The 16861-nt window shown below is 66.4% G+C and carries 15 protein-coding genes; 13 read left to right on the top strand and 2 right to left on the bottom strand.

Annotation, left to right across the window (positions count from 1 at the left end; genetic code table 11):
* Window positions 1-125: 125 nt before the first annotated feature.
* Genes QRN25_RS17410 through QRN25_RS17395 form a run of 4 tightly spaced genes read left to right on the top strand, consistent with a single transcriptional unit; the run spans window position 126 to window position 4546 of the window.
* Window positions 126-1589, top strand: coding sequence for an aldehyde dehydrogenase family protein (locus tag QRN25_RS17410; protein ID WP_502910474.1), 1464 nt, complete (start codon window positions 126-128; stop codon window positions 1587-1589).
* 19 nt (window positions 1590-1608) lie between these two features.
* Window positions 1609-2424 carry an SDR family NAD(P)-dependent oxidoreductase gene (locus tag QRN25_RS17405; protein ID WP_285020451.1) on the top strand — a complete coding sequence of 272 codons (816 nt, stop codon included), beginning with the start codon at window positions 1609-1611 and terminating at the stop codon, window positions 2422-2424.
* A gap of 1 nt (window position 2425) precedes the next feature.
* Window positions 2426-3475 carry an NADP-dependent oxidoreductase gene (locus QRN25_RS17400; protein ID WP_285020450.1) on the top strand — a complete coding sequence of 350 codons (1050 nt, stop codon included), beginning with the start codon at window positions 2426-2428 and terminating at the stop codon, window positions 3473-3475.
* A 33-nt stretch (window positions 3476-3508) separates the two neighbouring features.
* Window positions 3509-4546, top strand: a complete 1038-nt coding sequence (locus QRN25_RS17395; protein WP_285020449.1) for a DUF2889 domain-containing protein — start codon at window positions 3509-3511, stop codon at window positions 4544-4546.
* A gap of 10 nt (window positions 4547-4556) precedes the next feature.
* Here QRN25_RS17395 and QRN25_RS17390 read toward each other — a convergent pair whose 3' ends face one another.
* Window positions 4557-5039, bottom strand: coding sequence for a GbsR/MarR family transcriptional regulator (locus QRN25_RS17390; RefSeq protein WP_285020446.1), 483 nt, complete (start codon window positions 5037-5039; stop codon window positions 4557-4559).
* 72 nt (window positions 5040-5111) lie between these two features.
* On the opposite strand from QRN25_RS17390, the gene QRN25_RS17385 reads away from it, so the two are divergent.
* From QRN25_RS17385 to QRN25_RS17370, 4 genes are read left to right on the top strand one after another with little or no spacing between them, the layout of a single operon-like run.
* Window positions 5112-5915, top strand: a complete 804-nt coding sequence (locus QRN25_RS17385; RefSeq protein ID WP_285020445.1) for an SDR family NAD(P)-dependent oxidoreductase — start codon at window positions 5112-5114, stop codon at window positions 5913-5915.
* Between the two features lie 5 nt (window positions 5916-5920).
* On the top strand, window positions 5921-6424 hold the full coding sequence (locus QRN25_RS17380; protein WP_285020444.1) for a nuclear transport factor 2 family protein: 504 nt from the start codon (window positions 5921-5923) through the stop codon (window positions 6422-6424).
* On the top strand, window positions 6424-7437 hold the full coding sequence (locus QRN25_RS17375) for an LLM class flavin-dependent oxidoreductase (RefSeq protein WP_285020443.1): 1014 nt from the start codon (window positions 6424-6426) through the stop codon (window positions 7435-7437). Before QRN25_RS17380 ends, QRN25_RS17375 begins: the two co-directional genes overlap by 1 nt.
* A complete protein-coding gene (locus QRN25_RS17370; RefSeq protein WP_211150628.1) occupies window positions 7434-8474 on the top strand; it encodes a zinc-binding dehydrogenase in 1041 nt (346 codons plus the stop codon). The genes QRN25_RS17375 and QRN25_RS17370 overlap by 4 nt, the downstream gene beginning before the upstream one ends.
* A gap of 98 nt (window positions 8475-8572) precedes the next feature.
* Here QRN25_RS17370 and QRN25_RS17365 read toward each other — a convergent pair whose 3' ends face one another.
* A complete protein-coding gene (locus QRN25_RS17365) occupies window positions 8573-9463 on the bottom strand; it encodes a LysR family transcriptional regulator (protein WP_211150627.1) in 891 nt (296 codons plus the stop codon).
* Window positions 9464-9592: 129 nt separating this feature from the next.
* On the opposite strand from QRN25_RS17365, the gene QRN25_RS17360 reads away from it, so the two are divergent.
* The 5 genes from QRN25_RS17360 (at window position 9593) to QRN25_RS17340 (ending at window position 16685) form a co-directional block, all read left to right on the top strand.
* The gene (locus tag QRN25_RS17360; protein ID WP_211150626.1) at window positions 9593-11194 is read left to right on the top strand and encodes a carboxyl transferase domain-containing protein; all 1602 of its coding nucleotides are present in this window, start codon (window positions 9593-9595) and stop codon (window positions 11192-11194) included.
* The gene (locus tag QRN25_RS17355) at window positions 11191-11499 is read left to right on the top strand and encodes a DUF3088 family protein (RefSeq protein ID WP_271182394.1); all 309 of its coding nucleotides are present in this window, start codon (window positions 11191-11193) and stop codon (window positions 11497-11499) included. Before QRN25_RS17360 ends, QRN25_RS17355 begins: the two co-directional genes overlap by 4 nt.
* Window positions 11496-13346, top strand: coding sequence for an acetyl/propionyl/methylcrotonyl-CoA carboxylase subunit alpha (locus QRN25_RS17350; protein ID WP_285020441.1), 1851 nt, complete (start codon window positions 11496-11498; stop codon window positions 13344-13346). The genes QRN25_RS17355 and QRN25_RS17350 overlap by 4 nt, the downstream gene beginning before the upstream one ends.
* 1 nt (window position 13347) lies before the next feature.
* Complete coding sequence (locus QRN25_RS17345; protein ID WP_211150624.1) at window positions 13348-13815, top strand: MaoC family dehydratase; 468 nt, start codon at window positions 13348-13350, stop codon at window positions 13813-13815.
* Between the two features lie 668 nt (window positions 13816-14483).
* Window positions 14484-16685: a TonB-dependent receptor gene (locus QRN25_RS17340; protein WP_285020440.1), complete on the top strand. Its 2202-nt coding sequence runs from the start codon at window positions 14484-14486 to the stop codon at window positions 16683-16685.
* Window positions 16686-16861: the final 176 nt, after the last annotated feature.

Genomic DNA, 16861 nt, shown 5'->3' with positions numbered 1-16861 from the left:
CTAGCGGTTACAAGCCGCCCCCGCCTCCTGCGACAAGCGCGAGGGTGGCGCGATTGACGCCTCTCCACGTGTCGGCTAGTCTCTGATGCGAACAATAATTCGCTAATGCGAATAAGTTCGGGAGAGTGGGCTTGGAATACGCAGGGTATATCGGCGGCAGGTTCGTGCGCGGCGAAGGCGAGCGGTTCGAGGTCCAGAACCCGTCCGACGAATCGGTGGTGGCCGAAGTGGTCGGCGTTTCGGCAGCGCAGGCCGACGCGGCGATCGGTGCCGCGCGGCAGGCCTTCGATTCCGGCGCATGGTCGGGCCTATCGATGAAGGAGCGCGCAAAAATCATGACGCGCTTCGGGGAGGCGATGCGCAAACGGGCGGATTTCCTAAAGAAATGCGCGATCGAGGAAGCAGGATGCCCGGTCTCGGCGACGGTCATGGGCGCGCAGGTCCACGTGCCGCTGCGCATGACCGACGAGATCATCGACCTGTTCCTGCGCCTTCCGCAGCAGGAGGAAAACCCTCTGCCGATCCGCGAGCGGGTCAATCCGCACTTCGTCGTGCAGAGCCTCAAGCGCTGGTCGCCGCTCGGCGTGGTCTCGGCGATTTCGGCCTACAACGTGCCGTTCTATACCGCGTTCTGGAAAGTCGTTCCCGCCCTCATGGCGGGTGACACGGTGGTCCTGCGACCCAATCCGCTGACCCCCATCTCATCCATGATTTTCGCAGAAGCGGCCGAAGAAGCGGGCCTTCCGCCCGGGGTCATGAACGTGGTCGTCGAGCCGGGCCTCGCGGGCGGGCTTGCGATGACCACCGATCCGCGCGTCGATATGGTCTCTTTCACCGGCTCGTGCACCGTGGGGGCCAAGGTGGCCGAGCAGGCAGCGCCGACGCTCAAGCGGCTGGTGCTGGAACTGGGCGGCAAGTCGGCGCAGATCTACCTGCCCGACGCTGTGGGACGGGCGGCTTCGGCTGCATTTTCGGTCTGCACTTCGCACGCGGGACAGGGCTGTGTGCTGGGGACGCGGGTTTTCGTGCCGCAGGAGACCAAGGCCGAAGTCCTCGACGCCATGGCCAAATTGCTTGCTAACGTGAAGATCGGGCCGGCGAGCGATCCGGCAACCCAGCTCGGCCCGGTCATCAGCGCCGCCCAGCGCGACCGCTGCGCGCACTTCACCCAGGCTGCGGTGGAAGCGGGCGGCCGCGTGGTGTGCGGCGGCAAGCGGCCGGAGGGTATCGCCAGGGGCTTCTACTGGGAGCCAACGGTGCTCGACCTGCCGGACAATTCCAACCCCGCCGCGCAGGAGGAGATCTTCGGGCCGGTGGTCGGCGTGATCGGCTACCGTGATCTCGATCACGCGGTGGAGATGGCCAACGACAGCCGCTTCGGCCTCTCCGGCTGGGTCCACGGGACGGACAAGGTCAAGGCGCTGGAGGTCGGGCTGAAAATCCGTAGCGGGGCGGTCAACGTCAACGGCGCGGTGATGTCGAGCTACGCCAGCGGCGGCGGCATCAAGATGAGCGGCCTCGGCCGCGAACGCGGGGTCGAGGGCCTGCGCGAATTCCAGATGATGACCACCTTAAACATCGGTGGCTGAGGGAACGGGAGCAAGGACGATGGAAGGACTGGTCCAGGGCAAGGTCGCCCTCATCACCGGCGCGGGCTCGGGTCTCGGCCGCGCGGCGGTGCTGCTGTTCTGCGAGCATGGCGCGAAGGTCGTCGCCGCCGACATCGACGGCGACAACGCCGAGGAAACCGCGGCGCTTGCGAAAGCGGCGGGCGGCGAGGCGCTGGCGGTCACCTGCAATGTCGCCGATCCGGCCAGCGTCGATGCCGCCGTGGCGCAGGCCGTGGAGCGCTTCGGGCGGCTCGACATCATCTACAACAACGCCGGCGTGACCATCAGCCCAATCCCCGGCAAGGGCCTGCGTTCACTCGTCGAATGCGAACCCGAGGAAATGAAGCGGGTCGAGGACGTCAACATCAACGGCGTCGTCTACGGCTGTCAGGCGGCTATCCGGCAGTTCGATAAGCAGCGGGAAGCGGGGTTGGGCGAGGGCGGCGTGATCGTTTCCACCGCATCCGTCGCCGGGCTGATGGGGTATGGCGGCGTGCTTTACGGCGCGACCAAGGGCGCGATCGTCCAGCTGACCCGGGCGCTCGCCATCGAGGTGGCGGACAAGGGTATTCGCGTCAACGCCGTGTGCCCGGCTGGGATGCTGACCCATTACGCCGGCATGGACCCCGACAGCCAGCATCGCGACCGCATCCTCGAAGGGATGGGCAGGGCGCACCCGCTGGGCAAGGCGATCGACCCGCGCGATACCGCCTCGGCCGCGCTGTTCCTTGCCTCCGACCTCGCCTCCAACATCACCGGCGTGAACCTTCCCGTCGACGGTGGGCTATCCGCCGGGCGCAAGGCGGGTGGTTGAGATGGCGGCCACGATGAAGCAGGTGGTGCTGGCCGCTTACGCGAGGGGCAATCCCCGGCCGTCCGACTTCCGTGTCGAGGAAGTTCCGGTGCCTCGGCCGGGCGAGCGGGAGATCCTGCTGAAGACGCTTTACATCGCGGTGGACCCGCTGCTGCGCTTCTCGGTCGACGACACGGTGCTGACGGGAGCGGGGCGCATGGAGCTGGGACAGCCCATGGTCGGACCGGTGGTGAGTGAGGTCGCCGCCTCGAACCATCCTGACTACGCGCCGGGCGATGTGGTGGAGGGCCGCTCGGGCTGGCAGGAATATGCGGTGCTGGCGCCGGACCAGAGTGACTATCGCGGGCCGCCGCGCAAGCTCGATCCCGCACTGGCGCCGGTATCGACCGCGCTCGGTGCACTCGGCGGGCCGGGGCAGACCGCTTACGAGGGGATCGTCAATGTCGGCCGGGTCAGGGCGGGCGAGACGGTGGTGATCTCGGCGGCGGCGGGCGCTGTGGGCTCGATAGCGGGGCAGATCGTCAAAGTGCTCGGCGGCCGGGCGGTGGGCATCGCGGGCGGCGCAGCGAAGTGCGCGGCGCTGCTCGACCTCGGCTTCGACGCGGTAGCCGACTACAAGGCACCGGATTTTGCCCGGCAGCTTCAGGCGGCGATGCCGGAGGGGGCGGAGGTCTATCTCGACAATGTCGGCGGCGATGTGACGATGACGGTCCTGCCGCTCCTCAAGCGCGGCGCGCGCATGCCGATGTGCGGGTTCATCGCCTATTACGGGGTCGGCATGGAAGGACCCGGCCCCGACCGCCTGCCTGGCTTCTATCGCCTGATCATGAACAAGGGGCTCGAGATCAGGGGCTTTGCCGGAATGCTGGCCGGACAGAAGGGGCTGGAGGATATCGCCCGGTGGATGAAGGAGGGCCGCATCCGCTTTGCGCAGGCCATCGAGGAAGGGATCGAGGCGGCGCCTGCGGCCTTTTCCAGCGTGTTTTCGGGGCATGACCATGTCGGCAAGCTGCTGGTGCGGGTGGCGCCGGAGCGTGCTCCCGGGGCTTGATCGCGGGCCCGGTAGGGTGCAGCGTTCCCTGTGATGGATACGATCACGCTTCCGCCGCCGCCGCGCCGCACGGCCAATCCCGCCCCGCTGCGCACGGCGGGCTCGGTCCGGCGCACTACTAGTATCGACGTCTCGTGGCCCGATGGTCTTGACGGCCAGCGCCGTTTCATCGGCGCCGCGCGTGACTTGTGGACGCCGCTTGCCGGAGAGGACGGGCTGACCCTTGCCGAGGGGCGCTACGAAGCGCGCATGACCGAGGACAAGACGATCACCGCGATCACCGCGCAGCCCTCCAGCGATGCGATCAGGCAACTCGTCGGTGCGCGGGCGGGCGGGCATCTGCGCGGACTGCTGCGCGAGATCATGCCCGGGATGGTCGCGGCCGCGCATCCGCTCTACATCGTCCTCGACGATCTGTCGGGCACGGCGCTGGTCAGCGCCTTCGCGTGGTCGCAGTGGCATCCCGACTGGGCGGATCGCCTGCGCGACAAGCTGGGCGAGGAAAGTCACGCACAGATGATGGCGCAGCGCGTCAACGTGTGCTGGGGCTTGCAGGAGGGCAACAGCGGCATGACGGACGACGTCGATCCGGAAAAAGTCGCCAACGCGGATGCAGGCGACTTGCGCAATCCGGGCGACCCGCTCGGCTGGCACGATCTGGCCGAGGACGAAGGGCCGGGCTTTCGCCGCGCCCGGCGCATCGACGTGACACGGGACGCCGATGCGGGCGTGATCGTCATCGATTCGGCTTTCCAGGACAGCGCCAGCCGGCGCGACGGCAGCCGCGTGGCGATTCACGAGTACCGTCTTACCGCTCGCGCCGATGCAGCCACGCTGGAACTGCTCTCGCTCGAGCCGGAGGCGCGCATCCTGCCGTTCTCCGAGTGCCCCGGGGCGATCGCGAACACGCAGCGACTGGTCGGCCGCAACCTTGCACAGATCCGCGAGGAGGTCCTGGCCCAGCTAAGAGGGCCGCAAGGCTGCACGCACCTGAACGATGCTCTGCGTGCGCTTGCCGACGTGCCTGCGCTTGCGGCGCGGATCGAGGCCGGCGCCGGCGCCGGGGGCTGACGCGGCCCGCCTACCGCACGAGCGTTGCGGCTTCCTCGGTTCGAGCCGGCTGCGCATCGCTGACCACATGCTCGATCGCCTCGCGCATCGCTGTATAGAATGCACCGATGCGCGCAAAGCGTTCGGCGACCGGTCCGGCAATGTCGCGCTCGCGTTGATCGGCGAACAGGCGCACCTGCCGATCGAGCAACTGCGCCTTGGCGACGAAAGGCCCGCTGAACTCCGGCGGCACCGAATAGTAGATGCGGCGACTTCCCGGCTCGCCCTGCCTTCGCGCGTTGCCGCAATGCTCGAGCGTGCGTGCGGCGACGCTGGCATTGCTCTTGCTCATACCGAGATCGGCGGCGATCTCGTCGAGCGTTGCGGGTTCCTCGCGCAGAAGCAGATAGGCGTAGATGCGCCCGACCGGCCGGGGCCAGCCCCAGGGGGCCATTAACATCGCCATGGCGTCAAGAAAGGCTTCGTCCTGCTGTGACAGCTTGATGTTCGGCATATTCTGTATTTACTGAATTTGATTGTCGGGCGCCAGCGCAAATGCGCAGGCTCGCGCAAGGGAGACGATGGCATGGAGCAGGCGACGTTCACCGCGCGTTATGGTCCCTGGGCACTCATTGCCGGGGCATCGGAAGGGACCGGCGCGGCCTTTGCGCGCCAACTGGCGGACAAAGGGATGAACCTCATCCTCGTCGCCCGGCGCGCAAGGCCGCTGGAGGCGCTGGCGGATGAACTGCGCGCAAGGGTGGAATGCGTGACCGCCTCGATCGACTTGGCCGCCGTGGATGCGGCCGAGCAGTTGCAGGGGATCGCTGCCGGACGCGAGGTGGGCTTGCTGATCCTCAATGCGGGCGCCGATCCCAACGGCGCGATGTTCCTCGATGTCGAGGTCGCCAGCTGGGATGCCCTGGTCGCGCGCAATGTGGTGACGGTGACCCGCGCGCTCCACGCCTTCGCCGCTCCTATGCGCGCACGCGAACGGGGCGGGCTGATGGTGGTGGGCTCGGGCGCCTGCTACGGCGGGCTGCCCGGCATCGGCGTCTATGCGGCGACCAAGGCGTTCGACCTCGTGCTGTGCGAGGCGCTCTGGGCCGAACTGGAGCCGCACGGTGTCGATGTGCTCAGCTTCGTGCTTGGCCGGACGGATACCCCGGCGCATCGCGAACTCATGGCGGCACGCGGCATAGCTGTGCCCGACGGCCTTGCCGATGCCGACGAGGTGGCCCGGCTCGGCCTCGCGCGCCTGCCGTTCGGCCCCGTCTGCAACTGGGGCGAGGCGGACGACGTGGCGGGCATGTCAGCGTCATCGGCCGCTCAGCGGCGCGAGCGGATTCGCCGGATTTCCGCGACGTTTTCCACGGATGCGAAAGGGTGAGCGACGTGCGCCAACTGGCTGACAAGCAGGCCATCACCGAACAGCTCTACCGCTATTGTCGCAGCGTCGATCGCCTCGATACGGCGCTGGGCCATGCGGTGTTCCACGAGGATGCGACCGTGGATTACGGGGAGCGCGGCTTCAAGGGCAGCGGGCACGCGGCGATCGACTGGATTTGCGCTGCGCACGCCGGCCTGCTTGCGCATTCGCACCAGGTCACCAACGTGTTGATCGAGGTGGATGGTGACCGGGCCGGAAGCGAGGCCTACGTCACCGCGACGCTGCGCATGGAGCGCGACGGCAGGCTTGTGCAGATGGAAGTGTGGTCGCGCTATTGCGACCGCTGGTCGCGGCGCGACGGGGTCTGGCGCATCGACCGCCGCGATACCGTCACCGACTACGATTGCGTGCGCGACGTCACCGAGATGTACCACCATGACCGCGCGCGCCGGGACGGGTCCGACCCTTCCTACGCGGCGCTCGCCCATGGCCTGCAGGGAGAGGCGTGATGAAGGACTTCACGATTTCGGTGTCGTTCGACATGCGCTCGCCGCAATGGGCGAGCTCGACGCCGCAGCTTTACCGCGCCGCGATCGAGATGGCCGCCTTTGCCGACGAGATCGGCGCCGACCAGATCGGCCTGATGCAGCATCACGGCTCGCAGGACGGCTATCTGCCGCAGCCTTTCGTCCTCGCGGGCGGCATGGCGGCGGTGACCAGGCGCATCCGCTTTCTGCTCGGCGCGGTGATCCTGCCGCTGCACGATCCGCTCGAACTGGCCGAGCAGATCGCGGTGCTCGACAACATGTCGAACGGTCGGCTGGGGGTGATCTTCGGCGCGGGCTACGTGTCGCACGAATTCGCGATGTTCCGCCAGTCGCTCAAGGACCGGGCGAAGCGGATGGACGAGGGGCTGGAGATCATCCTGCGCGCGCTGAAGGGCGAGCGCTTCGAGCATGACGACGGCAACGGCGCGCGGCCGATCTTCGTGCGCCCGCAGCCGGTGCAGGAGCCGGAGGACATCATCCTCGTCGGTGGCGGCGTGCCGGCGTCGGCCAGGCGGGCGGCGAAGTTCGGGGTCGGGTTCGGGCCGATGAAGGGTGACCTCGTCGACATCTACCTCGCCGAGTGCGCGCGGCTCGGCCATGCCCCGCGCCGGTATTTCCGCCCGCGTCCCGGCATGCCGATGGCAATCCACTTGTGCGAGGACCCGGACCAGGGCTGGGACGCCATCGCGCCGCATGCCGTTCACGTGATCACCGAATACGCGAAGTGGGCCGAAGCCGAGGGCGACGGCTCCAACTCGCCCTTCAAGGGTCTCACCGATCCCGCCAAGCTGCGGCACGCCGGGCTCTTCGCGGCGTGGACGCCGCAGATGCTGCTCGACAAGGTGGGCGCGGCAGAAGGTGGCAACATCGGCTTCCAGCCCCTGCTTGGCGGCCTCGCGCCTGAGGAGGGGTGGAAGAACCTGAGGCTGCTTGCCGCGACGATGCCGGCGCTGCGCGAGGCGATGGCGGCATGAAGGCGGCCTGTATCGAGAACGGCGCGGTGCATGTGCGCGAATTGCCCGACCCGGAACCGGGCCGGGGGCAGGCGCTGGTACGCACGCATTCCTGCGGATTGTGCGCATCGGATGCCCACTTCCTGACCGGTGGTCGTCACGTCATCGAGCTGTCGCGCCGCATGGGCGGGCCCTATGCGGGGCTCGACGAGACGCGTCCCTTCGTGCCGGGTCACGAGTTCGTCGGCGAGGTCATCGACTACGGCGCCGGTAGCCGCCGCCCGGTCGCGCCTGGACGGCGGGTGACGTCGGTGCCGATCATGCGGCAGGGCGGAGCGCACGCCGTTGTCGGTTTCAGCCACGATTGTCCGGGCGGGTGCGGAGAACTGATGCTGCTCGACGAGGACTTCCTGCTCGAGGTGCCCGAGGGTCTGCCGGATGATCATGCCGCCTTGATCGAACCGCTTGCCGTGGGCCTCGAACATGCGCGGCGCGGCCGCCCCGGAAAGGACGACGTGGCGCTGGTGCTGGGCTGCGGGGCGATCGGGCTCGGCGTTGTCGCGGGTCTTGCTCTGGCGGGAGCGGCGCCGATCGTCGCGGCCGACTTCCACGCCGACCGGCGCGACCTGGCCCTGAAGGCGGGCGCGCACATCGCCATCGACCCGCGCGAAGTCGATCCCTACGGGCCGCTGCCCGATCTCGGCGGGCGGCGCGTCAATCTCGTCTACGAGAACGTCGGCGTGCCCGGCATGTTGCAGCGGATCATCGAGAGCATGCCGTTCGACGGCCGCCTCGTCATGGGCGGCTACTGCATGGAGCCCGAGCCGCTCTACGTCTTCGCCGCCCAGAACAAGCGGCTCAACATCCAGTTCGCCGGCGGCGAGGAGCCGCAGGACATGGACCTCGCGATGCGCAGAATAGCCGAGGGCCGGATCGACGTGGCACCGTGGCTTGGCGAGCGTATCGGGCTCGGCTCCGTGGCCGCAGCGATCGCCAATCTCTCCGGCCCTGGAACGTCGGTACGGACTGTCGTAGATCCGCGCCTACAGCTTTCGTAGAGGAGCCTGGCAGAGCTTTTTGGCAAGGTGGCGGTATCCGGCGGTACAGCCCAAAGGTGGTGGTCTGTGCCGTGCGGCAGACGGTCGATAGCTGGCGATCAGATTGACCTCCTCAGATCAGTTGTGCCGTAATGGGCTCTGACCATCGCAATGAGCGGGCTTGCTCTGCCTTGTTCCACGCATGCCGCTGCGGCGTGCAGCAGTCCGATCTCGCGGACAAGTTTGAAGTCGCGCACCGGCACGAAGCGCTCGGGACCCGCGGCGAAGCTTTCGGGCATCATGCCGATCCCGGCACCGCTACGCACAACGGCCAGCACTCGCTCGTCGCTTGTGGTCTTGAGGACGAAACGCGGTCTCACGCCGCGCTCCACGAAGAAGCGGTTGATCTCGGGCAGGGCCTCGCAGTGGCGTCGCAGGACCATGCGGTCGCGGGCGAGCTGTTCGGCCTGCACTTCACTCTCGTCCGCCAGCGGATGATCGGGCGGCAGGACCATCATGTAGCGTTCGCGGGAAAGCACTTCGGGTGCGAATCGGGGGTGGTGCGGGCGGATCACGCTTAGCGCCAGGTCGATGCGGCCGCGCTCTAGCCGCTCGGCGATGTCGCGCTCAGACCCGTCGAGTATCTCTAGCGTCTCGCCTGAACCTAGCGCGCGGTGCGCGGTGAGCCAGCCTTCAACGAGGCGCGTGGGAATCGTGTTGAGCACGCCAATGCGCAGCAAGGTGGGATCGGTGACTTCACTGAGTTCGACAAGAGCATGCTCGTACTCGGCGGCGATGCGGCGGGCGCGTACGAGAAAGCGGCTGCCGGCGGGGGTCAGGGCCACGCGCTGGCGGTCGCGGTCAAACAGCCTCGCGCCCAGTTCGCGTTCCAGCTTGGCGATCCCTACAGACAAGGTAGGCTGAGTCACGCTCACGCGCCTGGCCGCGCGGCTGAAGTTGCCGGTCTCTGCCACGGCCAGGAAGTAGCGCAGGAGATACTGATCAATCATAGATACTGTCTATGACGAGGTGCGGAAACTTTCAATTTCCGCTTTTCTTTACGGCTGTCTAGATAGATGCGGCAAATCGACAAGGCAGGCCCAAGGCAAACTGGCGCCGCCCGCACGGAAGGAAGAGGCATGAGCGCGCCGGTCCTGCAGACCACCCTGAATCTCGACAGCCCTGAGGCCCGGGCACGCGACGCGCACAATCGCGCGCTCGCCGCCGAGTTGCACGAACGGGTGGCGAAAGCGGCACTTGGGGGTGACGCAAGGGCACGTGAGCGGCACCTGAGCCGGGGCAAGCTGCTGCCGCGCGACCGTGTCGAGCGGCTCCTCGATCCCGGCTCGCCCTTTCTCGAAATCGGCCAGCTTGCCGCCAATGGTCTTTATGGGGACGAGGTGCCCGGCGCCGGGATCATTGCCGGAATCGGCCGTGTGTCGGGACGGCAATGCATGATCTTCGCCAACGACGCGACGGTGAAAGGCGGCACCTATTTTCCGCTGACCGTCAAGAAGCACATCCGCGCGCAGGAGATCGCGGCGACCAATCGTCTGCCCTGCATTTACCTCGTCGACAGCGGCGGCGCCAACTTGCCCAACCAGGCAGAGGTCTTCCCCGACCGCGACCACTTCGGGCGCTTCTTCTTCAACCAGGCGCAGATGAGCGCGCGGGGCATCCCGCAGATCGCCAGCGTCATGGGCAGTTGCACCGCAGGCGGTGCCTATGTCCCTGCGATGAGCGACGAGAGCGTGATTGTGAAGGATCAGGGAACGATCTTCCTCGCCGGACCGCCGCTGGTGCAGGCCGCGACGGGAGAGGTCATCACTGCCGAGGATTTGGGCGGCGGTGATCTCCATTCGCGCAAGTCGGGCGTCACCGATCATCTGGCGCAGGATGACGAGCATGCGCTGACCATCGTGCGAGACATCGCCAGCCACCTTGGACCCGCGCATCGCCATGGCCTTGCGGTGCAGGACCCCCGGCCGCCCAGATACGCGGCCGAGGAACTCTATTCGATCGTTCCCGAGGACGTGCGCGCGCCGTACGATGTCCACGAGGTTATCGCCCGCATCGTCGACGGCTCCGAGTTCCACGAGTTCAAGGCGCTCTACGGCTCCACGCTGGTCTGCGGTTTCGCGCACATCCACGGGCTGCCCGTGGCGATCCTCGCCAACAACGGCGTGCTGTTCTCCGAGAGCGCGCAGAAGGGCGCGCATTTCATTGAACTGGCCTGCCAGCGCGGCATCCCGCTGCTGTTCCTGCAGAACATCTCGGGCTTCATGGTCGGCGGCAAGTACGAGGCTGAGGGCATCGCCAAGCACGGCGCCAAGCTGGTCACCGCTGTCGCCACCGCGCAAGTGCCCAAGCTGACGGTCTTGATCGGCGGCTCGTTCGGAGCAGGCAATTACGGGATGTGCGGGCGCGCCTACGACCCGCGTTTCCTGTTTACCTGGCCCAATGCGCGCATCTCGGTGATGGGCGGCGAGCAGGCGGCGTCGGTACTGGCGACGGTCCATCGCGATGCCGCCAACTGGAGCCCCGAGGATGCCGAGGCCTTCAAGGCCCCGATCCGCCAGAAGTACGAGGACGAAGGCAACCCCTACTACGCCACGGCGCGGCTGTGGGACGACGGGGTGATCGACCCCGTGCAAACCCGTGACGTGCTGGGCCTGGCGCTGTCGGTCTGTCTCGAAGCCCCGATCGAGGAGGCGCCCCGCTTCGGGGTGTTCCGGATGTGAGCAGGGATACCCTGTTCGTGCTCGACTTCGACTGGCCGGATCCGGCCTACGAAGGGCGCCGCTTCTACTGCAAGGACAGCGTCACGGTGGAGGGCCTGCTTTCGCTGTTCCCTGATCGCGCCGCGAACATCGAGGTCGTGCGCGTCGGATGGGCGCGCCCCCGCAGCGAAGTCGTCGCGGTACTGGGCAAAGACAACCAAAACCTGCCTGCGCTGGCCTTTGCCGAAGGCGGCTTCGTCAACGCAATCGAGCCGCTGTTGGCAGCGCTCCATACCCGCCACGGCTTCCCGGAGCGTCACCCATGATCACTTCTCTGCTCATCGCCAATCGCGGCGAGATCGCCTGCCGCATCATCCGTACCGCGCGGGCCATGGGCATCCGCACCATCGCGGTTTTTTCCGACGCCGATGCACAGGCGCTCCATGTTCGCGAGGCCGACGAGGCCGTCCACATCGGTCCCTCACCCACGCGCGAGAGCTATCTTGTGGGCGAGAAAATTCTCGCCGCCGCGAAGGCGACCGGGGCCGAGGCCATTCACCCGGGTTACGGCTTCCTGTCCGAGAACGCAGAGTTCGCGCAGGCCGTCATCGACGCTGGGCTGGTCTGGGTCGGGCCGAACCCGTCCTCGATCACGGCTATGGGCCTCAAGGACGCCGCCAAGACGCTCATGGCCGAGGCCGGAGTTCCGGTGACGCCGGGCTACATGGGCGCGAACCAGGAACCCGACTTGCTACGCCAGGAGGCCGACAAGGTTGGCTACCCGGTGCTCATCAAGGCGGTCGCTGGCGGCGGCGGCAAGGGCATGCGTCTCGTCGAGAGTGCCGACGCATTCGCCGATGCGCTCGCCTCTTGCAAGCGCGAGGCGGCCGCTTCGTTCGGCAATGACCGCGTGCTGATCGAGAAATACATCGCCTCGCCCCGCCACATCGAGGTGCAGGTCTTCGGCGACCGGCACGGCAACGTCGTCCACTTGTTCGAGCGCGACTGTTCGCTCCAGCGCCGCCACCAGAAGGTTATCGAGGAAGCCCCCGCTCCCGGAATGGACGCAGCCACGCGCGAGGCGCTGTGCGCCGCCGCCGTGCGCGCTGCAAAGGCGGTCGACTATGTCGGCGCCGGGACCATCGAGTTCATTGCCGACGGCTCTGGCGCACTCTCGGCCGACCGCATCTGGTTCATGGAGATGAACACCCGACTGCAGGTGGAGCATCCGGTCACCGAGGCGATCACCGGGGTCGATCTCGTCGAATGGCAATTGCGGGTGGCGAGCGGCGAACCGCTGCCGCTGGCGCAGCATGACCTGACGATCGACGGCTGGGCGATGGAAGCGCGGCTCTACGCCGAAGACCCCGCCAAGGGCTTCCTCCCCAGCATCGGCCGCCTCGAATTGCTGCAGTTCGGCGAGGTCGAGGGAGCCAAGGAAACAGGGCGTATCGATACCGGCGTCACGCAAGGCGCCGAAGTCTCGCCCTTCTACGATCCCATGATTGCCAAGATCATCGCCTGGGGCGACGACCGCGACGAGGCGCGGGAACGGCTCGGCGCGATGCTCGAGGACACTGCCGTCTGGCCGGTACGTACCAATGCCTCGTTCCTCGTCAAAGCACTGCAGCACCCCGACTTCGCGGCGGGCAAAGTCGATACCGGTCTGATCGGGCGCGACGGCGAGGCTCTGGCGCAGCCGCCGGTGCCTTCGGCCGATACCCTTCGTGCGGCCGCTTCGTCACTCGTTCCGGCCGGCATCGCGCCGGGCCTGCGGCTGAACGCGCCGCCGCGGCGAACCGCGTGGTTCCTGCTCGATGGCGAGAAGATCGAGCTCGAGATTGACGATGGGAGCGACGAGCCTGCCAGCAGCGTCCTCGTCACCGAACAGGGGCAGGCCTGGCTGCTGGCGCCATGGCGACGCGACGGCGCGCATGGCGCGGCAGACAGTTCCGGCGCGATCGTTGCACCCATGCCGGGCAAGGTCATCGCCGTCGAGGTGAAACAGGGCCAGACGGTGACCAAGGGACAGAAACTCCTGACCCTCGAAGCCATGAAGATGGAGCACACCTTGACCGCGCCGTTCGATGGCATCGTCAGGGCGCTCGCGGCGAGCCCCGGCCAGCAGGTGCAGGTCGATGCCCTACTCGTGCAGATCGAGGAGGCCGAATAAGATGGCCGGACGTTTTTTCGATGAATGGCAGGTCGGTGACCGCCTGACGCATCAGCCGAGCCGTACCGTCACCGAGACCGACAACCTGCTGTTCTCGGCGATGACCCACAACATGCAGCCCCTGCACCTCGACGCTGAGGCCGCGAAAGCCAGCGAGTTCGGGCAGATCCTGGTCAATTCGACCTTCACCTTCAGCCTGGCGGTGGGCCTGTCGATCGCGGACACGACAGTCGGCACGCTCGTCGCCAACCTGGGCTTCGACAAAGTGGTTACGCCCAAGCCGACCTTCATCGGCGATACCCTGACCTGCGCGAGCGAAGTGGTCGAGATGCGCGAGAGCAGGTCGCGGCCCGGACAAGGGATCGTCGTGTTCCGGCACGAGTTGACCAACCAGCGCGGGGAAGTGGCTCTATCGATGCTCCGAACCGTGCTGCTGAAAAAAAGGGGTGTGATTGCGAAGCAAACCTGAGGATGCGCGAGCCCTACGCCCGCGTTCACGTCACGGACCCGGGCAAGCAGTTTACTGCTCGAGGTAGCCGAGGCAAGGTTTGCGTTCTTCATGAACGGCTCAAGCGTTGGTATCGTGCCGATCAGGCAAGCACTTCACCGATAACGAAAAGGCGTTGGCTATCCGGCGGCGGCGTCGTCGGGCAATGCACCATCGCCGATCAAGTTGGCGAGGCGCGTTCCGGAAGGGTCGTGTCCGAACCGGGACGACAGAATCATGCCACCGTGAAAGCTTGCCTGGTTGAACGTCGCTGGCACAGGTTCGGCAAAACCTGATGCAAAAATCGTGCGATGCCATGCGGCCTCGACACTACGGGAACGCGCCGGGGCACGGCAAACTCGGACATTTCGCCAGTCTCGCCAAATATGCTTGCTGCAGTGCGGTCGCGGGAAGCCTTAACCTCTTTAACGAAGTCCGTGATAACCTCTTTAACCTTTGCTGACGCTCCGGTTTCTTGGTGAACCCGCAAGCCCCCTTTGCGCGCGACTCCGAGCCTGGTTGCCATGTTGCGTTGCAAAATTGCCGCGCCATTTTTCGCAACGCGCTGTGCGGTTCATTGCTGTTGAATGACAGCGCTGGTCAGCTTATCGGCCCCCCATCCCAAAACATGGCTACCTCAGGGGGTAATTTTGAATTCTGCTCGTTCGCGCCGTTTTACGGCGGTTTCGGTCCTCGCGATTTCGGCTTCGTTCGCCGCGCCTGCCCTTGCGCAGAGCGGCGCTCCGGTGGCCGAAGAGGGAGACAACGCAATCGTCGTGACCGCGCTGCGCCGCGAAGAGCGTGCGCTGGACGTGCCGGTCGCGGTTTCGACGCTTTCGGGTGAGAAGCTCGACGTGCTGAACTCCAGCGGTCAGGACATCCGATTCCTCGCTGCGCGCGTGCCCAGCCTTCAGATCGAATCTTCGTTCGGCCGTACCTTCCCGCGCTTCTACATTCGCGGCCTGGGCAACACCGACTTCAGCGCTGACGCCGCGCAGCCGGTTTCGGTGGTGTACGACAACGTTGCGCTCGAAAGCCCGATGCTCAAGGCTTTCCCGGCCTTCGACCTCGAGAATGTCGAAGTCCTCAAGGGACCGCAGGGCACGCTGTTCGGCCGCAACACCCCGGCAGGCGTGGTCAAGCTGACCTCCAAGCGTCCGACCGAGGAAGTGGACGGTCACGTCAGCGCTTCGTGGGCAACCTACAACACCGTCAACCTGGAAGCCGCCGTCGGCGCGCCGCTGACCGACAAGCTGCGCTTCCGCGTCGCGGGACTCGTCCAGCGCCGTGACGATTGGGTTAAGAACGACAACGCCGCGACCATCAACGAGAAGAAGTTCGAGGGCTACCAGGACTACGCCGGTCGCTTCCAGCTGGAGTACGAGGACGGTCCCCTCGACATCCTCGTCAACGCTCATGCCCGCTCGCTGAAGGGTACCGCGCGCCTGTTCCGCGCCAATGCGATCCAGAAGGGCACCAACGACCTCGTCGCCGGCTACGACATCGAGCATGCCAACCAGAACGGCTCGAACCCGCAGGAGCTGGAGAGCTGGGGCGCCAACGTCCAGGCCAGCTACGAGTTCGACGGCGCCGGTTCGCTCTACTCGATCACCGCCTGGGAGCGCGCCAGCGTCTTCTCGCGCGGTGATATCGACGGCGGAACACCCGCGAACACCCCGTTCCAGGTCCAGACCGGCGGCGACACCACGCCGAAGGAATTCAGCCAGGAACTGCGCTTCGCCTCCAAGAAGTTCGGCGACGTCAGCTTCCAGGCGGGCGCCTACTACTTCAACCAGAACCTCGAGAGCGAGAGCGGTTCGTGGTCCAACACCAACGTCTACTCGCCGACCAGCATCTCGCACCTCGACAACGAGACCTACGCGTTCTTCGGCTCGGTCGAATACACCCCGGTGGACGCGCTGATCCTGCGCGGCGGCCTGCGCTGGTCGCATGATAAGCGCTATGCCATCCTTGTGAACGGCGACGATATCGATGCCACCACCGGCCGTTCGACCGGCAGCACCAACGGCTCCAAGTGGTCGTGGGATGGCAGCGCGACGTTCAAGCTCTCCTCGTCGAGCAGCATCTACGCCCGCGTGGCGTCGGGCTACCTTGGCGCGGCGCTGAAGAACGACACCACTGCCGGTGTCGCGACGATGGCCCGCCCGCAGACGACCACCTCGTACGAAGTCGGTTTCAAGACCGAGCAGCCGGGCCTGTTCAACTTCTCGGTCGACGGCTACTACTTCGACACGAAGAACATCCAGCTGACGGCGGTGGGCGGCAACTCCAACGTCACGCAGCTGATGAACGCGAAGAAGGCGATCGGCTACGGCGTCGAGGCGGAATTCTCGGCGACCCCGATCGAAAACCTCGTGCTGACGCTGGGCGGCAGCTACAACTACACCGAGCTGAAGGACAAGGACCTCTACGTCGCACCTTGCGGCGGCGGCTGCACCGTGACCGACCCGCTGGTGACCGTTAACGGCACCACCTTGGCCTCGATCGATGGCAACAGCCTGCCGCAGGCTCCGCGCTGGATCGGCAACGCGACGCTGCGCTACGCCGTGCCGCTGGGCAACGACAACGAGATCTTCGCCTACACCGACTGGTCTTACCGCTCGAAGATCAACCTGTTCCTGTACGACTCGATCGAGTTCACGGGTAAGGCCTACCTCGAGGGCGGCGCGCGCGTCGGCTACCGCGACAACAAGCGCGGCTACGAAGTTGCGGCATTCGCCCGCAACATCACAAACCAGATCCGCGTCGTCGGCGCGATCGACTTCAACAACCTGACGGCGATGCTCAACGAACCGCGCATCATCGGCGGCGAGATCCGCTTCAACTTCTGATGAAGCGAAGGGCGCCGGGTCAAACCGGCGCCCTTTTTATTTGGCCCCCATGCCTGTTCATCCGCGAGAGGGCAGGGGGCCGCTCCCTTCGTTCGTCACCCGCGAGCGTAGCGAAGCAACCCAAGGCGGTTGCGCACTGCCCTGGATTGCTTCGTCGGCCCAAAGCGCACTTGGGC

Source organism: Novosphingobium sp. fls2-241-R2A-195 (assembly GCF_030209485.1).
GTDB lineage: Bacteria > Pseudomonadota > Alphaproteobacteria > Sphingomonadales > Sphingomonadaceae > Novosphingobium > Novosphingobium resinovorum.
The sequence above is the reverse complement of the archived record's forward strand: the minus strand, read 5'-3'. Positions and strand labels throughout refer to the sequence as shown.

Bases quoted from the DNA above. Each gene is read 5' to 3' on its own strand.
- QRN25_RS17405 (WP_285020451.1), top strand. From the start codon at position 1,609: ATGGAAGGACTGGTCCAGGGCAAGGTCGCCCTCATCACCGGCGCGGGC.
- QRN25_RS17400 (WP_285020450.1), top strand. From the start codon at position 2,426: ATGGCGGCCACGATGAAGCAGGTGGTGCTGGCCGCTTACGCGAGGGGC.
- QRN25_RS17395 (WP_285020449.1), top strand. From the start codon at position 3,509: ATGGATACGATCACGCTTCCGCCGCCGCCGCGCCGCACGGCCAATCCC.
- QRN25_RS17390 (WP_285020446.1), bottom strand. From the start codon at position 5,039: ATGCCGAACATCAAGCTGTCACAGCAGGACGAAGCCTTTCTTGACGCC.
- QRN25_RS17385 (WP_285020445.1), top strand. From the start codon at position 5,112: ATGGAGCAGGCGACGTTCACCGCGCGTTATGGTCCCTGGGCACTCATT.
- QRN25_RS17375 (WP_285020443.1), top strand. From the start codon at position 6,424: ATGAAGGACTTCACGATTTCGGTGTCGTTCGACATGCGCTCGCCGCAA.
- QRN25_RS17370 (WP_211150628.1), top strand. From the start codon at position 7,434: ATGAAGGCGGCCTGTATCGAGAACGGCGCGGTGCATGTGCGCGAATTG.
- QRN25_RS17365 (WP_211150627.1), bottom strand. From the start codon at position 9,463: ATGATTGATCAGTATCTCCTGCGCTACTTCCTGGCCGTGGCAGAGACC.
- QRN25_RS17360 (WP_211150626.1), top strand. From the start codon at position 9,593: ATGAGCGCGCCGGTCCTGCAGACCACCCTGAATCTCGACAGCCCTGAG.
- QRN25_RS17350 (WP_285020441.1), top strand. From the start codon at position 11,496: ATGATCACTTCTCTGCTCATCGCCAATCGCGGCGAGATCGCCTGCCGC.
- QRN25_RS17345 (WP_211150624.1), top strand. From the start codon at position 13,348: ATGGCCGGACGTTTTTTCGATGAATGGCAGGTCGGTGACCGCCTGACG.